This window comes from Alcaligenes sp. AB3 (assembly GCF_031844565.1).
Taxonomy (GTDB): domain Bacteria; phylum Pseudomonadota; class Gammaproteobacteria; order Burkholderiales; family Burkholderiaceae_B; genus Alcaligenes; species Alcaligenes faecalis.
In genome coordinates this window covers 1-20,859 of record NZ_JAUZVM010000003.1, presented here as the reverse complement: position 1 = coordinate 20,859, position 20,859 = coordinate 1, and the positions used below count along the sequence as shown (strand labels likewise).

The window sequence follows — 20,859 nt, the reverse complement described above, 5'->3', positions numbered from 1 at the left end:
GTTGAACGGGCAAAGCCCTAGTTTAACGCAGGGCGGGGTAGGGAAAAATCCGATTATTGAAAATCTCGGCTGCGTGCGGCCAGATCACCAACCAGATGATTCATGGACACCAGACGGCGGGCAATCAAATGACATACGCTGCCATCACGTTGCCAGACACCATAGACACCCAGCAGGCGAGATTGAAGCAAGGCCTGGGATTGCGCCTGTGCCAGCTCTTCACGCACGATCACATTCACACTGCCGGTTTCATCTTCCAGCGTCACAAAGACAGTGCCTTTTGCCGTGCCGGGGCGTTGACGGGTAGTCACCAGCCCGCAAGCCCGTGCCAGACGCCGATCCGGGCAGGCTTGGTTCAGCTGCTCTGCCGTTGAAAATCGCAAGGGGGCCAGCTGTGTGCGTAACAAGGACAAGGGGTGACGATCCAGGCTCAGGCCCACGGCCTGGTAGTCGCTTAATACCTCCAGCCCTACACTGGCCCGCGGCAGATCTGGAGTGTGGTCCGGCGTTTCCGCATGGCTAAGCAATCCCGTCTGACTGGGGCGGCGGGCATCCCAGACACTGTGACGGCGCTGGCTATAAGCACTGCGCAGGGCATGGGCCTGGGCCAGCGCTTGTTGATCGTGGGCCGACAGGGCCAGCTCCTGGCGCAGGCAGGCCAGATTCAGCTTACGTTCCGGGTGGTTTTGCCGGTAACTGACAATGGCCTGTGCCCCTTGCTCGCTCAAGCCTTTGACCATGTGCAGGCCCAGCCGTACCTGACGCGAGCTGCCTGGCGCGGAACACACATGACTGTCGTACAGGCTGTATTGCACATCAACGGGCAAGACCTGAACGCCATGCCGGCGTGCGTCCTGAACCAGTTGGCTGGGGCCGTAAAAACCCATGGGTTGAGAGTTCAGCAAGGCCGCCAGAAAGTGCTCCGGATAACGTGCCTTCAGATAAGCGCTGAACCAGGCCAGTTTGGCGAAGCTGGCCGAGTGGCTTTCAGGAAAACCGTATTCCCCAAAACCGCTGATCTGATCGAACAGGCGCTGAGCAAATTCGGGGGCATAGCCTTTGGCGTCCATGCCATCCAGCAGCTCCTGCTCAAAAGGCCCCAAACCACCACGACGACGCCAGGCGGCCATGGCTCGCCGCAAGGCATCTGCTTTGTCGGCTGAAAAACCCGCCGCTTCCATGGCCAGCTCCATGGCCTGTTCCTGAAAAATCGGCACGCCCAAGGTGCGTTCCAGTACATGGCGGATTTCGGGGGCGGGGTAGTCGACTTTGCTGTGGTCGCGACGACGTTCCAGATAAGGATGCACCATGCCTCCTTGAATGGGGCCGGGGCGCACAATGGCCACTTGCACCACCAGGTCATAAAAGCATTGGGGGCGCAGGCGCGGCAACATGCTCATCTGGGCGCGGGATTCGATCTGGAATACGCCTATGGTGTCGGCCCGCCGTATCATGCGAAAGGTTTTGGCGCTTTGCAAAGGAATGTCCTGCAAGCGAAACGGTTTTCCTTTTTGCTGGCTGATACTGTCCAGACAACGGCGCAAGGCACTCAACATGCCCAAAGCCAGAATGTCGACCTTCAACAGGCCCAGCACATCCAGATCATCCTTGTCCCATTGCACAACGCTGCGCCCCGGCATGGCGGCGTTCTGAATGGGCACCAGCCTGTGCAAGGGCGTTTGTGAAATCACAAAACCGCCAGGATGCTGAGACAGATGGCGAGGGAAACCCATTAGCTGACGGGTCAAGGACAGCCATTGATGCGCTTGCTCGGGCGGGCATTCAGGAAAACGCGCCAGGACTTCATCCTGAATGTGGGTGTCTTTCAGCCAGGCTCGATCGCATTGAATCAAGGCCTCGATCAAAGCTTGAGGAATGCTCAGTGCCTTGCCCGTATCTCGCAAGGCACTACGGCGTCTATAGGTGGTGATCACCGCCGTTAAGGCCGCTCGCTGGCGGCCATATTTGCGGTAAATGTATTGGATGACTTCCTCGCGGCGCTGGTGTTCGAAGTCCACATCAATATCGGGTGGTTCCGCCCGTGCCCGGCTGATGAAGCGTGCAAACAAGGTGTGGCTGCTGGCAGGGTCAACTTCGGTAATACCCAGGCAATAACACACCGCCGAATTGGCGGCGGAGCCCCGACCCTGGCACAAAATCCCTTGACTGCGCGCGTAGCCGACGATGTCATGCAAGGTCAGGAAGTAGGACTCGTAGCCCAGGTCCGCAATCAGGCTCAGTTCCTCTTCCAGGCGAGTACGCAAGCTGTCGCTGATTCCTTTGGGGTAGCGCCTCTGCGCGCCGCGCTCGGTTTCCTGCCGCAGATACTCAATGCCACTGAGACCGGGTGGAACAATCTCGACCGGGTACTCATACTTGATTTCGCTTAAACAAAACTGGCACAGCTCCTGGATGTACTCGGTGGTTTCGCGCAGCTCGGCGGGGTAGAGATTGGCCAGCTGAAAGCGAGTGCGCAAGTGATGCTCGGCATTGCTGGCCAGGGACCAACCGCATTCTTGCACGGGCGTTTTCAGGCGTATGGCGGCCAACGTATCGTGCAAGGGCTGGCGGGAGCGCACATGCATATGAACACCTCCCAAAGCGGCACAGCGCACGCCACACGTTTGCGCCGCCTGCCTGACAGCACGTAAGTGCTGCATATCCTGATCACGCCTGTGCAGACTGACCCCTAAAAACAGGCGGCCTGCAAACAAGTCCAGCAGATTTTGTGTTTGACGCTGGATGTGCTCGCTATCCAGGCCATACGCAGGCTTGTAGATGAGCAGGCAGTCCGGCAAAACCTGCTGTTGGGCACCTTGGCGGGCTTGCTGCAAAAAAGACCAGTCTATGGAGGCCTCCTGCTTCAAGTCCAGCGATTGATGTAGGTGCGAGATGAATTGGCAGAGATTGCCGTAGCCCTCCTTGTTGCGCGGCAAAATCAGCAGCTCATGAGCCTGAGCATCGTTGCTGGCTCGGGCTTCGGGGTTGGTGCTTTGTGGATTTGGACTGTTCCACGCGCCCGTAAAGCGGAACCGGCTTCCGACCAGCAAGCGGATCTCCGGATGCAGCTTGGCCTGTGCATAGGCGCGTACCACCCCGGCCATGGAAGCGTAATCACATAAGGCCAGTGCCTTGTAGCCCAGCTCGGCGGCGCGGCTGATCAGCTCCTCGGGGTGGGATGCACCATTCAGAAAGCTGTAGTTGGACAGGCAGTCCAGCTCGGAATACAGGAGGTCTAGGTGGGGTTTCATCCAAAGACTCCGTGTAGATACCAGGCGTGTTCCTGGCTCAAGTCCCGGTAAACCCAGTACAAGCGTCCTTGCGGACACAGGCCAATAAAGTAGTCCCGCTGTTGATGCCCGGCACCGCTCCACCAGCCTGTCTGTATCCGTTCCGGGCCTTGAACCAGGCGCAAGCGCTGATTATCCAGAAGCGGGGATTGCTGATCGTGGTGTAAAGGCTGAGCCGGGTCCAGCATCCAGCAGGGACGTTGCAAGGCCGGGCAGCTGGCATTGCTAGGAGCGCTAGGCTGGCTGCTGGACAGGGGCAGCCATTGATTCGCTTGTTCCGGTAAATAGCTGGCCTGGGCGGCGGGCGTCAATATCTGTTCAGCCCCTAGCCTGGCCTGCAAACGTTCCAGAAGCTGTTGATCTTGCTCTTGCCAATGACGCGCATCGGGAAACAGGCTGCTGGCATGGGTTTGGCGCGGGTGCAGCTGTTGGGCTTGCAGCACCATGCTTTGTACGGCGGCATGTAATTGCAGCTGCTGGAACTGTTCTTGCCATACAGGCAGAAAGTCCTGGGTGCGCCAGCAGGACCGGGCCATCTGCAACTCCAGGCGGGTGGCGATGGGATAGTCCTTGTACCGTTCCGTGTGAAGCACCAGTTCCAGGCGTCCACAAGCCAGTTGATATTGATTCAGCCAGGCCTCCAGCAGGATCAACAGCCGGTTCAAGGCCCGCAAGACGGTGGGTTTGTTATTGGACGGGGTATCCATTTCCAGCCTGCGCGTAAATTGCGGGGCGGCATGCACCCATTCCAGCGTCCAGCTTTGTGTGCCGTAGGCCTGGTCCAATTGCACTAAAAGACCGCGCAATCCACGCTGGGATAAACCATCACGGGGCAGTTGATGTAACTGGCCCAGGGTATGACAGCCCAGACTATGCAGCCACTGCAACTGGTCGGCGGGTGGGGACAGCAAGTGGACAGGAAGCGGGTTCAAGCAGGCTTGCAAACGACGGACGCAACGGCGCTGCTTGCGTTTGGATAAAGCCAGCAAGCAGGCGGCGCGTGCCGTTGGGGCCAGGGCCAGACAGGGCTGGGGAACAAGAGTCTGCAAATCAGCCTGAACCTGATGATACAGACGGCGCAAACCACCAAACAGCCGAATGCTGGCACTGATATTCAGTACCCATAAATCCGCTTGAACCTGGGCCAGTTGGGGACTGTAGCGCAGCAAAACCGCTTGAACATCGTCCTGCTGCTTGGGGCTGGCCTCAGGCGTAAGCAGGCTCTGGGGCAGTCGCAGGCACAGGTACATGGGACGGAATGGCCGCTGGCGGCATCAAGGTGTGATGGGGCGCTAAAGCAATGCTGTTCTTGCAAGGTGGCCCACGTCGTTTACGGATATGAACATCCAGCCAAGGCTGTCCTTGCTGGTCTTGCCGAGTCTGAAGTTCCAGGCGTAGCAGGGCCGGGCTATTGGCCTGGCTGTGCGCCGGACGCAAACAAAAAAACAGGCTGTCGCTCTGGCTGGCTAATAGCTGCAACTGACGCAAGGCCGCTAAAGGGACATGAGCAGGCAACCAGCTCAGCACGGCAGCGCAATGGCCGTGGCGCAGGGCCTGGGCACTGGCCCACAAGGTGTCGTTCAGGTGTTGGCTGCGTATCCAGATCATCCGGGCGAGCAAGGCGTTTTCTGAAGAAGAACTTTGCTCAGTCGTCGCAGGGGTGCCGTGCCACAGCTGTTGCATGGGTTGATAGGGCGGGGCAACCAAAACCCGCAAGCGCTCTGCTTGCAGAGCGTTCAGGGCTGGCAGCAATAAAGATAGGGCACTGCTGTCTTGCGGTGCATGCAGCTCGATCAGGCTACCTACAGGCCAGCCGCCTCCCGGTAATTCGGCATCCAGGGCGTCAAACCCGCTGGGCAGGCACGCGCCCGCGGCATGCGCATAATGCTTGCCCGTCCAAAGGGAGGGATGAAGGTCTAAAAGGGAACGAAGTGCGCTTGCCATAGGTGTGCTCCTGGTTGCTGTATAAATATACAGTAAAACTGTTTGCCAGCAAACCAGGCATCTGTTTCAAAGCAGAACTTTTATATACTGTGGCCTTCTGTTTGGCGCTCTCGCATGAATTCTTCCGCTTCCTCCCGTCCAGGCCGTTGCGCTCAATGCCAGCGGCCTTTGGCTCGTTGCTTGTGTTCCTTGATTCCTTCAATAGACGCGGCGTGTCCTGTGCTGATCTTGCAGCATCATTCCGAAGCCCGGCATGCGTTGAATACCGCACGTCTGGCGTATTTGGGATTGAGAGGGACGGAGCTATGGGTGGGAGAGCAGTTTGATGAACTGGAGGCCCGCTTGGCACGGGCGCATCGCCCTGTCTTGCTGTTTCCGGGGCCGCAGGCCAAGGTGGCAGGTTCAACAGGCCTGGAAGAGAAACCGGATTTGATCGTGGTGCCGGATGGCACCTGGCGCAAGGCACGTCTGATCCTGCACAGCAATCCGGTCTTGCACACCTTGCCGTATTGGGTGCTGCCTGAAGGAGAGGCGTCGCGCTACCGACTGCGCAAAGCGCCCGACCCTCAGGCCGTATCTACCTTGGAAGCAATTGTCCGGCTGATGCAGATTATGGAGCCGGAGCGGGATTTCAGCCCTTTGCTACGGCCTTTCGAGCATTTGATCGAAGAGCAGATCCAGGCCATGGGCCTGGAAACCTATGAACGTAACTATCCTACTTCCAGGTGAAGTTCAGCTCGCGGGGCTGACCTTCAACAATACTGGCCTGGCGTTCCTGGGTTTGGCCCTGGTAAGTCGCAAACACCTTGTAATTGCCGGGTGCAAGACGAATCAGGCAGTAGGGACCATCGATCAGGCTGTTCAGCACAGTTTGGTCGCCACTATTACGGATAACCAGTTGCACATCGGAGATATAGCCGACGCGCTCGCCCTGGTTGGCTGAAAAATTGACGGACAAGGGAAAGGTGTTGCGCACCATGCGAAACAGTTGGGCTTCATCACTGCCTATCCCGCCGCTAATGTATTCGGTTGAACCGTAGTACTGACTGGGCGGCAACTCCTGAGAGTGCACGACGGGACTGCTCAATAAGGCCAGCGACATGGCAATGCCGATCAAAGAAAGATGAGGTCTCATGAGGTTTCCTTGCTTGAAGTAGGGTGGCTAAGCAGGCCATCAGTGGCCCTGTTGCTGTTATGAGAGGGGGGGAGCGGGCTGTCAGGATGAAAGCTGGGCCACAAAAGAGGCCAGTCATGCTGACGAACGGGTTCCGCCTGGGGGTTGAAGCTGCGTTCACGCAGCATTCCGTGCCCATGCTGATTAATGGTAATAACGGTGGTGCAGCGGGTGCCGTAATCGGGGCTGACAATAAATGGGCTGCTTAACAAGCGTTCGTGCTCAAGGCTCAGTCCGGTCTGAGGCAAGTCGGCATCGGCAGCAACTTCCTGATTGCGCAATCCCTGGAACAAGCCTTCTACTGCTTGTGGCGAGCCGTCAAACCGTTGTGCCTGCAAGGTTTCTTTCAGAAACAGGCTTTTGGGCCAAGGCGTGTTAAGCCAGGCATTGCTCAGAATATGCACGCCCGGTTCCAGTTTTTGCGGGTGGCAGTTGGGGTGGCGATTGCTGTAATAGCCCAGACGCACAGGCTGTTGCGTGTCAGGCCACTCCAGAACAAAGAGATTGAAGCCTGCGTAGTCGGCCCCTTCTTTGGCCAACTGTTCAAGATACTCGGCGGGACTGCGCTCATCGACCAGGAACTGAGGAATCAACTCGCCGCGTGAGCGTTGCTTGCTGTTTTTGCTACTGGGAGCTTCGCGGTAATTGGTCAGCAGGGCCAGTCGTCCACGGCGTTGTGTCAGGCCCAACCACGTGCCTCCGGCTTGCAGGTCCCGACCCGCCAGAATCTGGGGTTCGTCCTGCCAGGGCTGGGCCGGCTGGCTGGGGCGAGCATGATATTCGTCGCGATTGGCGGCAATAATCAGCGGCCAATCTGCATTAACTCCGACGGCGATATAAGCGATGCACATGTGCCGATTGTAGGATGGCTATGCAGGCTTTGGTAGCCAAAGTACCGCCAAGTTTTGCTTTTTTTCTCGGTATTGAGAATGCCGCTTTGGGCTTGGCGTTCAGGGTTTGAACGCCAGCGTGAAACGGTCTTTAAGCGGGCCTCAGGGCGCGGCGTAGTTTTGTGCCAGACGAACGATGGTGACACCAGGGCGTAGCTGGCGCAGTGAAGGCATCACCAAGGTGCAATTATCGTAAGGCGTCAGCAAGGGCTGGCCATCGGCTTGCCCAATCGATGTGCCTGCCTTGGTCAAGGTTTCCAGACCTTGCCAGTTCTGGCTGAAACTGACTTGCATGGAAGGGGCAACAATCGCATGGGTAACTTGCAAAATGCGCTGCTGATCAGGCGAGGCTCGGCGCCAGTCCGCGGGTAAGTCTTCTTTGTCGATAATGTCGGCTGCGAGCAGAAAGCGGGCAATCAGGTCCAGTGCAATAGCTGGCGTATCCGGGTCGCCATGAAAGCCGCACTCCAGCAACAGGGAGCGGGTCTCATGGGCATTCGGGTCAGAGAAGCGACCGTAATCACGCATGCGTACGCCATCCTTGTGGCCCGTATCCACAATGACATGCTCGGGGGCGGCCAAGGCTTGTGCCAGTTCGATATTGCGCGCCAAGGTGCCGGTCAATAGCAAGGGGGCGCTGGGTTCATGCATGGAGTGCAGATCCAGCAACCAGTCGGCTTGTTCCAGCCAAGGCAAGATGGCCCGCGCGCGTCGTTGTTCTTGTGTCTGTGTTTGCGACAGCTTTTGATCGCTCCAGACACGGTTCATGTCTTCGTCCACGTAGCGGCTGGCGTCGTGCTGCGCAGGGTCAAAGCGATCAAAGGCGTCCAGATTGCAAAAGGCCAGAATCAGTTTGCCGCGACGGGGCTGCAAGCCGCTGGCTAACACCGCTTTCAAGGCCCAGGCGCCGCACAGCTCGTTGCCATGGATCAGGGCGCTGATCATGACGGTACGGCCTGCTTTACCCGAATCCAGACACCACAGGCCAGGAACCCCGGTATTGCCCCGACGCTCTTCGTGAATGTCAGGGAAAGAAAGAGAAAATTGCATGGTGAAGACTCCAGCGCCCCGGCACTCAGTCGGGGCGCATGTGTTTTATTCGGCTTGCAGCTTGGCCAGCTCGACCAGACGGGCGTATTTCTCGACCTCTTTGGCCTGGAACTCTGCCGCGTTCATACCAGGGGCGTAAAGCGTGGCCCCATTGGATTGCATCTTCTCTTGCAGGGTGGCGGACTGCAGGCTGCTGTCCAGAGCCTGGCGCAAGGTGTTGGTGACGGACTCAGGCAAATCCTTGGGACCATACAAACCAAACCAGACGTTGATGTCGACCTTCTCAAAGCCGGGAGTATCGGCCAGCGGCGGGATTTCCGGAGCGGCAGGAGAAGCCTTGGTTTCGGTAATACCCAAAGGCACAATCGCACCGGCGCGCGCTTGTGACAGGCCAGAGGACAGGACAAGATAAGCCGTATCCAGCTGTCCGCTCATCAAGTCCGAGACTAAAGGCGGCACGCCGCGGTAGGGTACGTGCATGGCGGTGGTGCCGGTAGAGGCATTTACCATTTCACCGGCCAGGTGCAGCGTTGTGCCGACGCCCGAGGAACCAAAGCTGAAGGCTTCCGGTTCGGCAGCACGCAGCTTTTGAGCATAGTCTGCAGCAGAGCGAATGCCGGATTCTTTGGAGGCGGCCAGTAGCAAGGGCTGGGACGCAATCATGCCAACAGGCGTGAAGTCTTTTTGCCCGTCGTAGCGCACGGCTTTGTTGATCATGCCGGCGATGATCATTTCGTTGGTGGAGCCCAGCAGCAGGGTATAGCCGTCGGCAGCGGCACGCTGTACACGTTGAGCACCAATGGTGCCACCGGCGCCGCCTGCATTTTCGACCACGACGCTCTGGCCTAAACGGCTGCTCAGCTCCTCAGCCAGCAAACGCGCTGTCAGGTCCACACTGCCGCCGGCAGGGTAGCCCACGACCAGAGTCAGGGGGCGCGAGGGATACGTGTCGGCGTGGCTGACCGAGGCTTGCAGCAGGCTACAGGCGCCCAGAATGCCAAGAACCAAGCTGCGCTTGGAGAAGGAAAAAGACATGATGTGCTCCCCGTTCGATGGATAGGTCTCCGACCAGCGGCCAGGGTTGGCGCTGCGGGCCTGTATATCCTTAGTTATGAAAGGGTATTGTGTCCGTTGCAACGGGTCTGAATGTGCCGTTACAGCACATGACCGTGCTTTTTCGGTTGGGGTGAAGTTAACGACCCTGCTGGGTGAACGCCCAGACAGATTCAGCCAGATCAGAGAGTGGAGCCCGGGAGCGGTACAAGCGCACCTCAAAGGCAATTTCATCGCCTTTGCCGCCCAGTTGCACCAAGTTGCCACGGCGACATTCATTGGCAATCATGGACAGGGGTAACCAGGCGACGCCCATGCCTTTCAGTACCGAACCCATTGCGGTATCCAGCGAGTCGCAACGCACCGTGCTGACCAGCGGGTAAGGAAAGTGGTGCAGCTTGTCGCCCAGAATACGGGCCATGGCCAAACCACCCGAATAAGAGATCAAAGGAATGCTGCGCCCACTATCGGCATTGAGCTCATACAAAGGCGTACCGTTCTTGCGGCGCTGACAGGTGGGCACCAGCTTGTCAGTAGCGATGGTCATGTAGGTCACTTGCTCGGCCAGGAGTTCAATCGACAAGGCTGGGTGTTCATAGCAGCATAAAAAGTCTGTCTTTCCCTGGGCGAGCAACTTGGCCATATCGGCCATCATGCCCGTGCTGATATCGATAGGGACGTGGGCCGACAAAGGGGCATGGCTGCCTTTTTGCAGACGGCTGACCCAGTCCGTGACCAGAGTGCGCGCCAGACTGCGGCCGGTGGCAATGCGCAAGCTGCCTTGACCGGCCTGGTCCGAGGCCTGCAATTGTCGACGTACGCGGTTCAATTGCTCCAGCACTTGATTGGCCGTGTTGTAGAACACCTGTCCTTCCGGCGTCAGCGTGATGGGCAAGCTGCTGCGTTCCACCAGAGGCGTTCCTACCCATGCTTCCAATGCCCGAATGCGGCGCCCAAATGCCGGATGCGTGACATGGCGCTGTTCTGCGGCCCGAACAAAACTGCCCGCACGAGCCAGGGTCACAAAGTCTTCAAGCAATTTGAGCTGGGACACGAAAGGGGCGCTCCTTACAAGAGGGAAGGCAGGTCAACACCCCAGGCAAGGGGTAAAGAGGGAACAATAACAAAGCCCGATAAAAACGCCCCAAAACTGGCTGAATAGCCAGGATTTGGGGCGTTAGGGACTGCTGAATTTGAGGTGGTGGTATTCAGGCGCGATAGACGTCTTAAAGCATGGCCAGACCGTTGGATTTCTCAACCAGATCGCGAATGCGTACGGCGTCACCAATACGCGAGTAGCGGCCTGAAGAGTTCAGCAGCACAATCGCCACTTCACGATCTTCGATCTTGGTCAGCATGACCAGGCATTCGCCTGCCTCGTTGATGAAGCCGGTTTTGGAAACCTGAATATCCCAGTTGGCGTTCTTCACCAAACGATTGGTGTTGTTGAACACCAGCTGACGACCCCGTACAGGCTGTACCGAATACTGATCGTTCGTGGTGTATTGCTGGATACGGGCATGCTGGCTGGTGGCAGTCAGCAGCTTGACCAGATCACGCGGGCTGGCCACGTTATCACTGGACAAGCCGGTGGGTTCCACAAAACGCGTATTGCGCATGCCCAAGGCGCGAGCCTTGTCATTCATGGCGCGCACAAACGCAGGCAGGCCACCAGGGTAGCTGCGGCCCAGTGCATGGGCAGCCCGGTTTTCCGAGGACATCAATGCCAGGTGCATCATGTCAGCACGGCTCAGCTTGGAGCCAACGCTAAGACGCGAGCTGGAGTGTTTGACGCGATCCACATCTTCGTCGATGATCTCCAGCATTTCATCCATGGGCAGGCCGGATTCGGCCACGACCAGGGCGGTCATCAGCTTGGAGATGGAGGCAATGGGGCGCACAGCGTCGCTGTTTTTCTGGTACAGCACGGTGGACGATTCCAGATCCTGCACAAAGGCAATTTCCGAACGCAGGGCTGCATGCTGGATCAGGGCGTCGTGTTTGAGGGCATTAAGGGCGCGGCGGCTGTCGTTTTCGCTGTAGCTGATGGGCTGCAGGTTTTTTTCAAAAACCAGATGCGGCACGTTGTAGCTGATGGCGGCTGTGGCTTCATCCAGTGTGGATGGCTCGGCCAGCGCCAGTGTCTGCGCAAAGGACGAAACCGAAAAAGGCGCTAGAAATAAAACACATAGCGCGCGTCGAATGAATTTGTTTGTTCTGGTTTGAGGCATTTTTCAGTTCCCGGTAGGCGAGAAACAGAAGGGCGGATAGAATTTATGCGCTTATGCTACCAGAAAAAATCCTCTTTATATTAGTATCTTACGGCTCAAAGTTAAAAAAAATTTAAGATATTTGTACCGTATCATCATGAAACTTATTTTTATCTGTATAAAAACACAGCTTATGTCTTTATTGAAATCCCGGAATTATAAAAAACCTGTTTTTATAAACAGTTTTTTAAATCCCTTATTTGTTTTTATGGCATTGGGAAGTGCCCCTGCAATAGGGCACAGTGCATCCTTGGCCTGGGATGGCGAACAGCTCAGCAATGCCATCACCACAAGCTCTCCTCGCACGCAACAAAGCTTCATGCCGCCAGAGGCGATACGCTCGCAGGCGAGCACACTGGGGAAGGTGGAGGTCAGCTATGACCATAACGGCCGAGCCGTGCTGAAAAGCCGTCTGTGCTTGCAAGGCGGTTCTTGCGTGGACATGAACGGTTCGGTATTAAGCACGCGGGCCTTTGCCGGCCAGGATGCACGTCATGGCTTTGTGCTGGAGCATGAAGTCTGGAGTTGGGCAGGAAGCACCGAGGCGGTTCGGGTGCGGGCATCGATCCGGGTGAATTACCAGCGATAGCCCGACATGCCGAGACCGTTTCCGCATAAACGATTTAATTCTGTTTGTATTTGATCCACCTCAAAGTACAAGCCTAAAGAAACCTGCGTTACTGCCGATATGTAGTCCTGATGCCCATCGGGCCATAACCAGGACTTGTGCATGAACCCCTCTACTCTGATCGGCATCGTCGCCAGCGTGCTGCTGTTTGCCGTGATCTTGTTTTTTACGGCAGAAAACCCCGCCTTGTTTGTGGACCTGCCCAGTCTGGCCGTGGTGCTGGTAGGTACCTTGGCCGCCACGTTTATCAGCTATCCCTTAAGCGAAGTGGTCCGTATCTTTGGACTGATCGGAACTGTGCTGCGCAACGAGCGCTTGTACACCCAGCAGGACATGGATGAGCTGATCAATATCTCCCGACTGTGGATGATGGGGGATATCCGTGCAGTGGAAGAGGCACTGGAAAAAGTGGCCAACCCGTTTCTGAAAACCGGCGTTCAGTTGGTGATTGACCGGGCTCCCCAGGAAGATATTGAAGATCTTCTGCAATGGCGCATCAGCCGTTTGCGTGCTCGTGAACACGCAGAAGCGCAATTGTTCCGTTTGATGGCCAGCTTTGCGCCCGCCTTCGGCATGGTCGGCACACTGATTGGCTTGGTCAACCTGATGTTCTTGCTGGGCGATGGTGACATTACCTCGATTGGTCAGCAAATGGCGCTGGCCTTGATGACGACGTTCTACGGTGTGCTGCTCTCCAATCTGGTGTTCAAGCCTGTGGCCGTGAAGCTGGAGCGCCGTACCGAGCAGCGCGTGGTCTTGATGAACATGATCATGCAAGGTGTGTCCATGATGAGCCAGCGTCGTGGCCCGGCCTTGATGCGCGAAACACTCAACTCTTTCATGGCCCAGTATCAGGACGAGATCAATGACCGGGGTGGACGCGACGATGACGCGGACCCGGCTCCGGAGCGAGGTTGATCCCATGGGAAACATGGAGCAGGACCTGACCCTGGGTGAACTGGCTGACCGCCAGAAAGCCGTACAAAAGGAACTGGAGCAAGCCCGGGGAGCCAAAATTGAACAGCAACTGGCCAGCAATCTGGGCAGCCGCCGTCGCAGCCGCCCCTGGAATGATCCGGGGCTGGCCGTACCCGAGGAGGAAGAGGCCTGGCTGACCACCTACCTGGACATGATGACCTTGTTGCTGGTCTTGATGATTGTGATGCTGTCCTTTGCAGGCAAGCGGGCACAAACGGCTGTGCAAGGGCAAGGCCAGGGCGGGGCGACGGTTGTTGCACAAGCGGGCAAGGATGGAGCCGGTGTGCTGCCTGCAGGCGCGGGTCTGTTTCCTGATTCCGGCCTGGGTGAAGGTCAAGGCAGGGGTAATCACGGTCTGGATCTGGATGGCCTGGGCGACAATATTGACGTGGTCATGAATGATCAGTCCGTGAGCTTTCGCATCAATAGCGAGATCCTGTTCAACTCGGGCGGTGCGGATCTGGGGCTGGAAGGCTTGACGGTTTTGCGTCAATTGGCGGCTGTATTGCAAAAATCCACCCATCCGATTGTGATTGAAGGCCATACGGACTCGGTGCCTATTCGCAGCTATCGCTATCCTTCCAACTGGGAGCTGTCCGGTGCACGTGCAGGCAGCGTGGTGCGTTATATGGAAGCCAATGGCATAGGCAGCCAACGCCTGAGCGCGGTCGGTTATGCCGATACCCGTCCTTTAGGTGACAATGCCACGCAGCAAGGACGCGCGACGAATCGACGGGTTGAAATCATTGTGCAGACCCCTCAGCCACAAGCTGAAACCCCCGTGCAATAAGCCTTTAAAACAAAACCCCGGTTTGCGACATACAAACCGGGGTTGTTGTTTTGAGCCTTGCGTTCAACGCGTTCGACGTCAGTCCAGTACGCGTGTGGAGGACGCCAAGGTTCCCAAATCAAACTTGGGCAGATGACGACGCAAGGGCATGATCAGAACGCTGATCAGTACCGGCACGATGGCGGCCAGCAAGAAGGACTCCAGCAAGTAATCCATTGGCCCATCAGGGCGCGGGAACACGGCCAGACCGGCAACCAGACCGCCTAGGGTGCTGATGGTGGCGGTAAAGCCATCGTAGCGGCGGCTATACAAACCAAAGAACACAGGGAACGCCGCTGCCGAGCACAGCAAGTCTGCCAGCAGGAACAGGTACAGCACGCTGAAACCTTGCGAAGAAGCGTACAGCACCGGGATGGAGCAAACCCAGATCAGGGAGCGTGCCAGACTCATCATTTGCGCCGTATTGCGATGGGGCATGATGCGGCCCAGGTCCACCGCAATCAGGCTGGAGACAGCACTGATGGCCGTATCGGCACTGCTCATCACCAGGGACAGGCCCAAAGGAATCAGCAACACCAGGAACCAGACCGGCACATGCGGCAAAATAACGTTGAACAAGGCCACGGAGCTGTCACCGGATGAACCCAGGCCGACAAAAGCCAGGCCAAACAAACCCATCAGGAAAATGAAGGGAGCCACAAACAGGCCACCCAGCAAAAAGCCGCGACGCATGGACTGGGTATCTTTGGCAGCATAAATGCGTTGCCAATTGCCCTGGTGAAACAGGCCGGTTAACAAGATGGCGACAAAGAAGGTCAGCCCGGCCTTGATACCGACCGGGTCGCTGAGCTCGATCAGGCGCGGAGCTTCTAGCTTGACGCTGTCAAACAGCTGTACCGGGCCGCCTACGGCTTGCCAGCCAAACATCACGATCAGGAACAGCATGGGCAGGATGACAAACATCTGCACCTTGTCGGTGAAGATGGACGCACGCAGCCCGCCGTAAGAGGTGTAGATCAGTGTGGCCAGCAACACAATGCTGGCAGTGACCCACAAAGGAATCGGGGCAATCAGGGTGATCATCTTGGACATGGCGGTGATTTCAGCCGTCATGGAGATGAACATGTAAAACAGCATGATGACCAACGTCAGCGCATACATGGGGCGACCGTAGCGGGCAATCACAAATTCGCTCAGGCTGTGGCCGCGTGGCAGCAGTTCACGCATGCGTTTGCCCAGCGGAATCATGGCCAGACGGGGCGACATGGAACCGATGGCATAGCCGATGACAGCGCTCAGACCTCCCCAGGTAGCAGCCTGCGCGGGCGAGAACAGAATCCATGCGCCCAGCGAGGAGGCCAGTAAAGTCAGAATGGTGGCGACGGAGCTTTGGCTATTGCGGGCCACTACAAAGTCTTCAAGCGAGTTTTTATAGTGGCGGGCGTACAGCACTCCGGCCAGGGCAAAAGCAGCAGAAAAAACGATCAGCCACAGGAGGGTGGCAGTTTGGTCCAGCATGAGATCTCCCCAAAAGCCTGATTGAACAGGCACAAACCGGCCAAGCTGGCGGGATACCAGAGCAGGGCGCAGAAAAATGGAGGGATTGAAATGGGGCGTGTGAGCTTGTGAATGCGCCGCACAGACAAGAGCGGGCAGGCTGCCAGGCCGCGTTTCCTTTCCCTTCGCCGGCATGATCCGGATCAGGTTCTAAGGGTTACCGCTTGAATGCGGAATCTCAGCCCGTTAAGGACTCCCCCAGGAACAGGCTGAAAGAGTAGGAGAGCTTCTTTCAAATGTCAATAATACGGTTGAGGCCAATTTATGCTATGGTCTGCCTGCGGCACGGGGTGTCCTTCTTGGAAAGGGCTGAGATAAAACCCGTCGAACCTGATCCAGCTCATACTGGCGAAGGGATGTCCGAAGCCATAGCCCTGCGTCCGAACCGGGCCGACATCCTCGCCGAATTTTTGCAAGGAATGTCATGTCTGTGGAACACGTCTCGGAACTCTCCCAACAACTTGTTCTGGTCACCGGCGGCGCACGCGGCCTGGGGGCTTGTCTGGTACGTGCGTTTGCACGTCAGGGCGCCAAGGTTGTCATCAACTACCTGAAAAGTGAAGCAGCCGCCCAGGCGCTGGCGGCCGAGTTTCCGCAGCAATGTCTGGCCGTGCAGGCCGACGTAACGGACGCCGCTTCTGTGCAAGCCTTGTTTGCCAAGGCCCAGGCGCATTTTGGCCAAGCCATCACTACGGTCGTCAATAACGCCTTGCCTGAATTTTCTTTTAACGGGGATGCCCGTCCTCATGCGGATACCCTGAAGTGGTCGCAACTGAACCAGCAGCTGGAAGGCATTGTGGGCGGTGCCTTGAACACCACACAAGCGGCTTTGCCCGGTATGAAGCAAGCGGGTTTTGGTCGCATCATCAATATTGGTACGAACCTGTTCCAGAACCCCGTGGTGCCTTACCACGACTACACCGCCGCCAAGGCTGCCTTGTTGTCCATGACACGCACCCTGTCACACGATCTGGGACCGGATCAGATTACCGTGAACATGATTTCCGGTGGCTTGCTGCGCACAACGGATGCGTCTGCGGCCACGCCTGAAGCGGTGTTTGATTTGATTGCGGCCAGCACACCGCTGCGTCGCGTGACCACACCCGAAGAATTTGCCGATGCGGCCTTGTTCTTTGCCGGCCCGTGGGCTCGTGCCGTAACAGGACAGAATCTGGTTGTTGACGGTGGATTGGTGAAAAACGGATGAGACAGCTGCATTTCAATTTGTTCATCATGGGCTGCGGGCATCACAAAGCAGCCTGGCGTCACCCGGATTCGCAGGTCGAGCGTTTAGGCGATGTGCGGTTCTATGAAGAACTGACGCAGATCGCGGAACGCGGCAAGCTGGATGCCATTTTCTTCGCCGATGGTCAGTCCAGCGATAACGTGTCTGATGGCCCACGCTGGTTTCTGGAGCCCTTGACCATGATGGCCGCGCTGGCGCGAGCCACCGATCGTATCGGCCTGATCAGCACCGTTTCCAGCACTTTTTACACTCCCTTTGTGGCAGCGCGCATGTTGTGCTCTTTGGATCACGTGTCCAACGGACGCATGGGCTGGAATGTGGTCACGTCCATGTTCGATTCGGAAGCACGTAATCACGGTTACGAAGCCATGCCTGACCATGCCTGGCGCTACGCGCGGGCTGAAGAATTTGTGGATACGGCCCTGAAACTGTTCGACTCCTGGAGCGACAGCGCCTTGGTCATGGACCGAAAGGGTGATTACGCCAAAGTGGATCAGGTGCGCCAGATCCTGCACAAGGGCGACCACTTTTTGGTTGATGGCCCCTTGACCTTGCCGCGCTCGCCACAAGGCCAGCCAGTGTTGTTTCAGGCGGGTGCCTCTGAACAAGGCCGGGATTTGGCCGCACGCAAAGCCGAGGCTATTTATGCTGTGGCGTATGATTTGCCTTCGGCTCAATCCTATTACCGCGATATCAAACGACGCGTGCGTGAAACGGGTCGAGGCGTGGATGTGCCCGTAATGCCAGGTCTGGTGACCTATGTGGGTTCCACCATGGAAGAGGCACGCCGCAAGCAACAGGAGCTGGATGAGCTTTTGCCAGCCGAGACTTCCTTGCGTCAGCTGGGCATGTTTGTCGGCCAGGACTGCATGAACTGGGAGCTGGATGCGCCTGTGCCACCGCTACCGCCTTTGAAAAGTTTCAAAGGTCCCAAAGGGCGCTATGCCACCATGCTGCGTATTGTGGAGATGGAAAAACCGACAGTGCGCCAATTGCTGGGACGGATCGCTGCCGGTGGTGGTCATTGCACCATGGTCGGAACGCCGGAATCCATTGCCGATCAGATTGAGCAATGGTGGCGCAATGAAGGCGCGGATGGTTTTAACCTGATGCCACCTTCCTTGCCCAATGGCATTCGTGATTTTGTTGAGCAGGTAATTCCGGTTCTGCAAAAACGCGGTCTGTTCCGCCAGGAATACGAGCACGCCACTTTGCGTGGCCATCTGGGTCTGGCGCGTCCTGCGGCTTGATGCCCGGATCAGAAAAAAGCGGGCATTTCCATGGACGGATTTGTCCGCTTTTTCCCTAGGGGGAAGGGGCTACGAAGTTCCTGAAGTTTGCTATCCTTAATGCTTTAATTGTCGCCTGCTTAACTAGCAGCGAGCTGTATAGGGATCGCACTATGAAAACCGCCGTTGTCACCGGGGCCTCCTCAGGGTTTGGGGCTGCTCTTGCCCGTAAATTGGTATCTGAAGGACATACTGTGCTGGGTCTGGCGCGTCGTCAGGACAAGCTGGATGCTCTGGCGGCCGAGCTGGGCGAGCGTTTTGTACCGGTCAGCGTGGATTTGACTGATCGCGCGCGTGCCGAGGCGGTTTTGACCGATCTGACAGCTCGTTACCCCCAAATCGACGTGCTGATCAATAACGCCGGTTTGGCGCTAGGCGTGGACAAGGCGCAAGACGCCAAGATGGATCAGTGGGACACCATGGTGGCCACCAATATCAGCGCGTTGCTGCACATTACGCACGCCTTGCTGCCAGGTATGGTCAAGCAGAACAAGGGCCACATCATCAATCTGGGCTCGACCGCGGGCGAATACGCTTACGCGGGTGGCAATGTGTACGGCGCTACCAAGGCATTTGTGCATCATCTGGGCCTGAATCTGCGTGCCGACCTGTCGGGTACGGCCGTGCGTGTCTCTACTGTGGCTCCTGGCCTCTGTTCCGGCACGGACTTCTCCGCCGTGCGTCTGGGTGATAAAGACAAAGCCGCTGCGCTTTACCAGAACGTGGATGCGCTGACGCCCGAGGATATCGCCAACACCATTGCCTGGATCATGAACGCGCCTGCCCATATGAACGTCAACTACATCGAGTTGATGCCTGTGGCGCAAAGCTTTGCTGGCTTGAGCGTGCATCGCAAGGCTTAAGCGTGACGACCGGCCTGGTCTGGCTTGATTAGACTTGGGCTCCGGTCTTACACTGCAAACGTCTTCAGGGCGGGGTGAAATTCCCCACCGGCGGTAAGGGAGCCATTCCCCAGCCCGCGAGCGCTTTCCCCTTGGGAAAGGTCAGCAGATCAGGTGAAAAGCCTGAGCCGACGGTAAGAGTCCGGATGAAAGAAGATGAAGCATCGCTGCCTTGTGATCAAGGCAGCGGCGTGTTTTATTGCTGCCCGGAGGACGCATTGTTTAATCAAGGATGCGTTCAAATGAAAAATCTGAAATTCTCCCCTGCATTAGCCATTGGTCTTTTGCATGAATTCTGCGAAGGAGCGTGCTGATGTATACCGGAATTGTTAAAGCGGTTCGTCCTCTTACCGCGGTCAAGGCTGAGCTGGGCCGTACCGAGTTTGAAATTGATTTCACCGACGAATTGCTGGTGGATCTGCAACTGGGCGCCAGTGTCAGCGTGGAAGGCACATGCCTGAGCGTGACCAGTATTTCTGGCCCCAAAGTCACTTTTGATGCGATTCCCGTCACGCTGGAGCGTACGAACCTGGGCACACTCAAGACCGGCGATCTGGTCAATATTGAGCGATCGGCCAAGTTGAACGAGGAGATTGGCGGCCATGTGATGGCTGGCCATATCGCCACAACGGCTGAAGTGCTGGAATTGAGCATTACCGAGGCCGGTAACCGTCTGCGGTTTCAGATGCCGGAAGACTGGGCGAAATATGTGTTCCCGCGTGGTTTTCTGGGTGTTAATGGCTGCAGCCTGACCGTGGCGGACGTGGAAGATGGCGTTGTGACTATCAATCTGATTCCCGAAACATTGCGCCAGACAACATTTTCTCGTTACAAGGCGGGCGATAGGCTCAATATCGAAGTGGATCAACAGACGGTTGTTCTGGTCGATGTGCTGGAGCGTACGGTGGCGGGAACCTTGTCGCGCGTGATGCCTGGTTTTAAAGGCTGAGTCACGCGTAAGTTAAGTGCAAAGGGCCGCTAGTTCTAAAACTGGCGGCCCTTTTTGTGTGCCGGTGCTTTTTAGGCGCACATAAAGCTCGGAATGAAATGCAGTACAGGTGCTTGAGAACATAGCCACTCTAGTGGCGATCAGCCATTTTCCAATGGCCTGATGAGCTGCGTCCCAAGACGTGATCCGCTATTGATTTAGTGTTTCCAAGACAAAATCAGCGCGGTTTTCTACTCTTGTTTTTGGCAGCAGGTGTACTTGGTATCCCAACAGGGGATAGACACGCTCCAGACGCTCATACTCATGCAAAGCCGCGTTCATATCATGACGGCGCTCTGGATCAGCTTCATATATTTCAGGCCAGGGAGGCGTAAAGAACACCTGTGAATGATAAGGGTGAGTGTTGTTGAGCTCGTCCAGCAGTGGAGTGCCTGTTAATTCCTCTAAAGCAGCTGCCGCATCAATCAATCCTCGATCAAAAAATACCCAAGGGCCATCTTTGGGCGCGTTTGAGTAGTCAGTCTGCGCGACCTTTATCGCTTCTTTCAGGAATGCCTCCATATCCTGCCAGGGGAGGGCAGAGCCACCATTGGCTAACTGCTCCTGAACGATACGCCGTCCAGGCTCCTGGATAACCGTATAGCCACGATTTTGCAGTTCGGATAACAGAGTAGATTTGCCGCCGCCGGAGCAGCCGGAGATAAGAACAAAAGGATTCATAAACATAGGTCAGTAGAAGGAGGTTAACGACTTGTACAGGCGTGCTCAAGCCCCGAAACTGAAGCCGGATGTAGGGATGTAGGGATGTAGGGATGTAGGGATGTAGGGATGTAGGGATGTAGGGATGTA

The 20,859-nt window shown here is 56.8% G+C and carries 20 protein-coding genes and 3 riboswitches; of the genes, 9 read left to right on the top strand and 11 right to left on the bottom strand.

Annotation, left to right across the window (positions count from 1 at the left end):
• Positions 1-53: 53 nt before the first annotated feature.
• From Q9R35_RS07575 to imuA, 3 genes are read right to left on the bottom strand one after another with little or no spacing between them, the layout of a single operon-like run.
• Complete coding sequence (locus Q9R35_RS07575; RefSeq protein ID WP_063693783.1) at positions 54-3,251, bottom strand: error-prone DNA polymerase; 3,198 nt, start codon at positions 3,249-3,251, stop codon at positions 54-56.
• Positions 3,248-4,540: a DNA polymerase Y family protein gene (locus Q9R35_RS07570; RefSeq protein WP_063693784.1), complete on the bottom strand. Its 1,293-nt coding sequence runs from the start codon at positions 4,538-4,540 to the stop codon at positions 3,248-3,250. Before Q9R35_RS07570 ends, Q9R35_RS07575 begins: the two co-directional genes overlap by 4 nt.
• Entirely contained in the window at positions 4,497-5,234 is a 738-nt protein-coding gene (imuA, locus tag Q9R35_RS07565; protein ID WP_252606524.1) for a translesion DNA synthesis-associated protein ImuA, read from the bottom strand. Before imuA ends, Q9R35_RS07570 begins: the two co-directional genes overlap by 44 nt.
• A gap of 114 nt (positions 5,235-5,348) precedes the next feature.
• Between imuA and Q9R35_RS07560 the strand changes: the two genes are divergently transcribed.
• The gene (locus Q9R35_RS07560; protein ID WP_063693788.1) at positions 5,349-5,963 is read left to right on the top strand and encodes a tRNA-uridine aminocarboxypropyltransferase; all 615 of its coding nucleotides are present in this window, start codon (positions 5,349-5,351) and stop codon (positions 5,961-5,963) included.
• Here Q9R35_RS07560 and Q9R35_RS07555 read toward each other — a convergent pair.
• From Q9R35_RS07555 to pbpG, 6 genes are all read right to left on the bottom strand, one after another.
• The gene (locus Q9R35_RS07555; RefSeq protein ID WP_042480454.1) at positions 5,950-6,369 is read right to left on the bottom strand and encodes a carboxypeptidase-like regulatory domain-containing protein; all 420 of its coding nucleotides are present in this window, start codon (positions 6,367-6,369) and stop codon (positions 5,950-5,952) included. The genes Q9R35_RS07560 and Q9R35_RS07555 overlap by 14 nt on opposite strands.
• Complete coding sequence (locus tag Q9R35_RS07550; RefSeq protein WP_311219613.1) at positions 6,366-7,259, bottom strand: NRDE family protein; 894 nt, start codon at positions 7,257-7,259, stop codon at positions 6,366-6,368. Before Q9R35_RS07550 ends, Q9R35_RS07555 begins: the two co-directional genes overlap by 4 nt.
• 141 nt (positions 7,260-7,400) lie before the next feature.
• Positions 7,401-8,348 carry a succinylglutamate desuccinylase/aspartoacylase family protein gene (locus Q9R35_RS07545; RefSeq protein ID WP_042480460.1) on the bottom strand — a complete coding sequence of 316 codons (948 nt, stop codon included), beginning with the start codon at positions 8,346-8,348 and terminating at the stop codon, positions 7,401-7,403.
• A gap of 45 nt (positions 8,349-8,393) precedes the next feature.
• Positions 8,394-9,383, bottom strand: a complete 990-nt coding sequence (locus tag Q9R35_RS07540) for a tripartite tricarboxylate transporter substrate binding protein (RefSeq protein ID WP_063693794.1) — start codon at positions 9,381-9,383, stop codon at positions 8,394-8,396.
• A 157-nt stretch (positions 9,384-9,540) separates the two neighbouring features.
• Positions 9,541-10,455: a LysR family transcriptional regulator gene (locus tag Q9R35_RS07535; RefSeq protein WP_063693796.1), complete on the bottom strand. Its 915-nt coding sequence runs from the start codon at positions 10,453-10,455 to the stop codon at positions 9,541-9,543.
• 172 nt (positions 10,456-10,627) lie between these two features.
• On the bottom strand, positions 10,628-11,632 hold the full coding sequence (gene pbpG / locus Q9R35_RS07530; protein WP_311219612.1) for a D-alanyl-D-alanine endopeptidase: 1,005 nt from the start codon (positions 11,630-11,632) through the stop codon (positions 10,628-10,630).
• A 247-nt stretch (positions 11,633-11,879) separates the two neighbouring features.
• Here pbpG and Q9R35_RS07525 point away from each other — a divergent pair, with 247 nt between their 5' ends.
• The 3 genes from Q9R35_RS07525 to Q9R35_RS07515 all read left to right on the top strand — a co-directional run bounded on the left by Q9R35_RS07525 (position 11,880) and on the right by Q9R35_RS07515 (position 14,067).
• Entirely contained in the window at positions 11,880-12,260 is a 381-nt protein-coding gene (locus tag Q9R35_RS07525; RefSeq protein ID WP_233249421.1) for a flagellar protein FlhE, read from the top strand.
• A gap of 141 nt (positions 12,261-12,401) precedes the next feature.
• Positions 12,402-13,217: a motility protein A gene (locus tag Q9R35_RS07520; protein ID WP_009454185.1), complete on the top strand. Its 816-nt coding sequence runs from the start codon at positions 12,402-12,404 to the stop codon at positions 13,215-13,217.
• Positions 13,218-13,221: 4 nt separating this feature from the next.
• On the top strand, positions 13,222-14,067 hold the full coding sequence (locus Q9R35_RS07515) for an OmpA family protein (protein WP_311219611.1): 846 nt from the start codon (positions 13,222-13,224) through the stop codon (positions 14,065-14,067).
• 78 nt (positions 14,068-14,145) lie between these two features.
• Here Q9R35_RS07515 and Q9R35_RS07510 read toward each other — a convergent pair whose 3' ends face one another.
• A complete protein-coding gene (locus tag Q9R35_RS07510) occupies positions 14,146-15,585 on the bottom strand; it encodes a sodium:solute symporter family protein (RefSeq protein WP_063693815.1) in 1,440 nt (479 codons plus the stop codon).
• Between the two features lie 141 nt (positions 15,586-15,726).
• A riboswitch (TPP riboswitch) is annotated at positions 15,727-15,834 on the bottom strand.
• 66 nt (positions 15,835-15,900) lie between these two features.
• A riboswitch (TPP riboswitch) is annotated at positions 15,901-15,998 on the top strand.
• Between the two features lie 50 nt (positions 15,999-16,048).
• On the opposite strand from Q9R35_RS07510, the gene Q9R35_RS07505 reads away from it, so the two are divergent.
• From Q9R35_RS07505 to Q9R35_RS07485, 5 genes are all read left to right on the top strand, one after another.
• A complete protein-coding gene (locus tag Q9R35_RS07505; RefSeq protein ID WP_042480475.1) occupies positions 16,049-16,831 on the top strand; it encodes a 3-oxoacyl-ACP reductase in 783 nt (260 codons plus the stop codon).
• A complete protein-coding gene (locus Q9R35_RS07500) occupies positions 16,828-18,120 on the top strand; it encodes an LLM class flavin-dependent oxidoreductase (RefSeq protein WP_311219610.1) in 1,293 nt (430 codons plus the stop codon). Before Q9R35_RS07505 ends, Q9R35_RS07500 begins: the two co-directional genes overlap by 4 nt.
• A gap of 152 nt (positions 18,121-18,272) precedes the next feature.
• Complete coding sequence (locus Q9R35_RS07495) at positions 18,273-19,022, top strand: SDR family NAD(P)-dependent oxidoreductase (RefSeq protein WP_125304493.1); 750 nt, start codon at positions 18,273-18,275, stop codon at positions 19,020-19,022.
• A gap of 56 nt (positions 19,023-19,078) precedes the next feature.
• A riboswitch (FMN riboswitch) is annotated at positions 19,079-19,223 on the top strand.
• A complete protein-coding gene (locus tag Q9R35_RS07490) occupies positions 19,208-19,375 on the top strand; it encodes a hypothetical protein (RefSeq protein WP_311219609.1) in 168 nt (55 codons plus the stop codon). (Overlaps the previous riboswitch by 16 nt.)
• Complete coding sequence (locus Q9R35_RS07485; protein ID WP_086069534.1) at positions 19,375-20,010, top strand: riboflavin synthase subunit alpha; 636 nt, start codon at positions 19,375-19,377, stop codon at positions 20,008-20,010. Before Q9R35_RS07490 ends, Q9R35_RS07485 begins: the two co-directional genes overlap by 1 nt.
• Before the next feature lie 189 nt (positions 20,011-20,199).
• Here Q9R35_RS07485 and Q9R35_RS07480 read toward each other — a convergent pair whose 3' ends face one another.
• Entirely contained in the window at positions 20,200-20,730 is a 531-nt protein-coding gene (locus tag Q9R35_RS07480; RefSeq protein ID WP_252606530.1) for an AAA family ATPase, read from the bottom strand.
• Between the last annotated feature and the right edge of the window lie 129 nt (positions 20,731-20,859).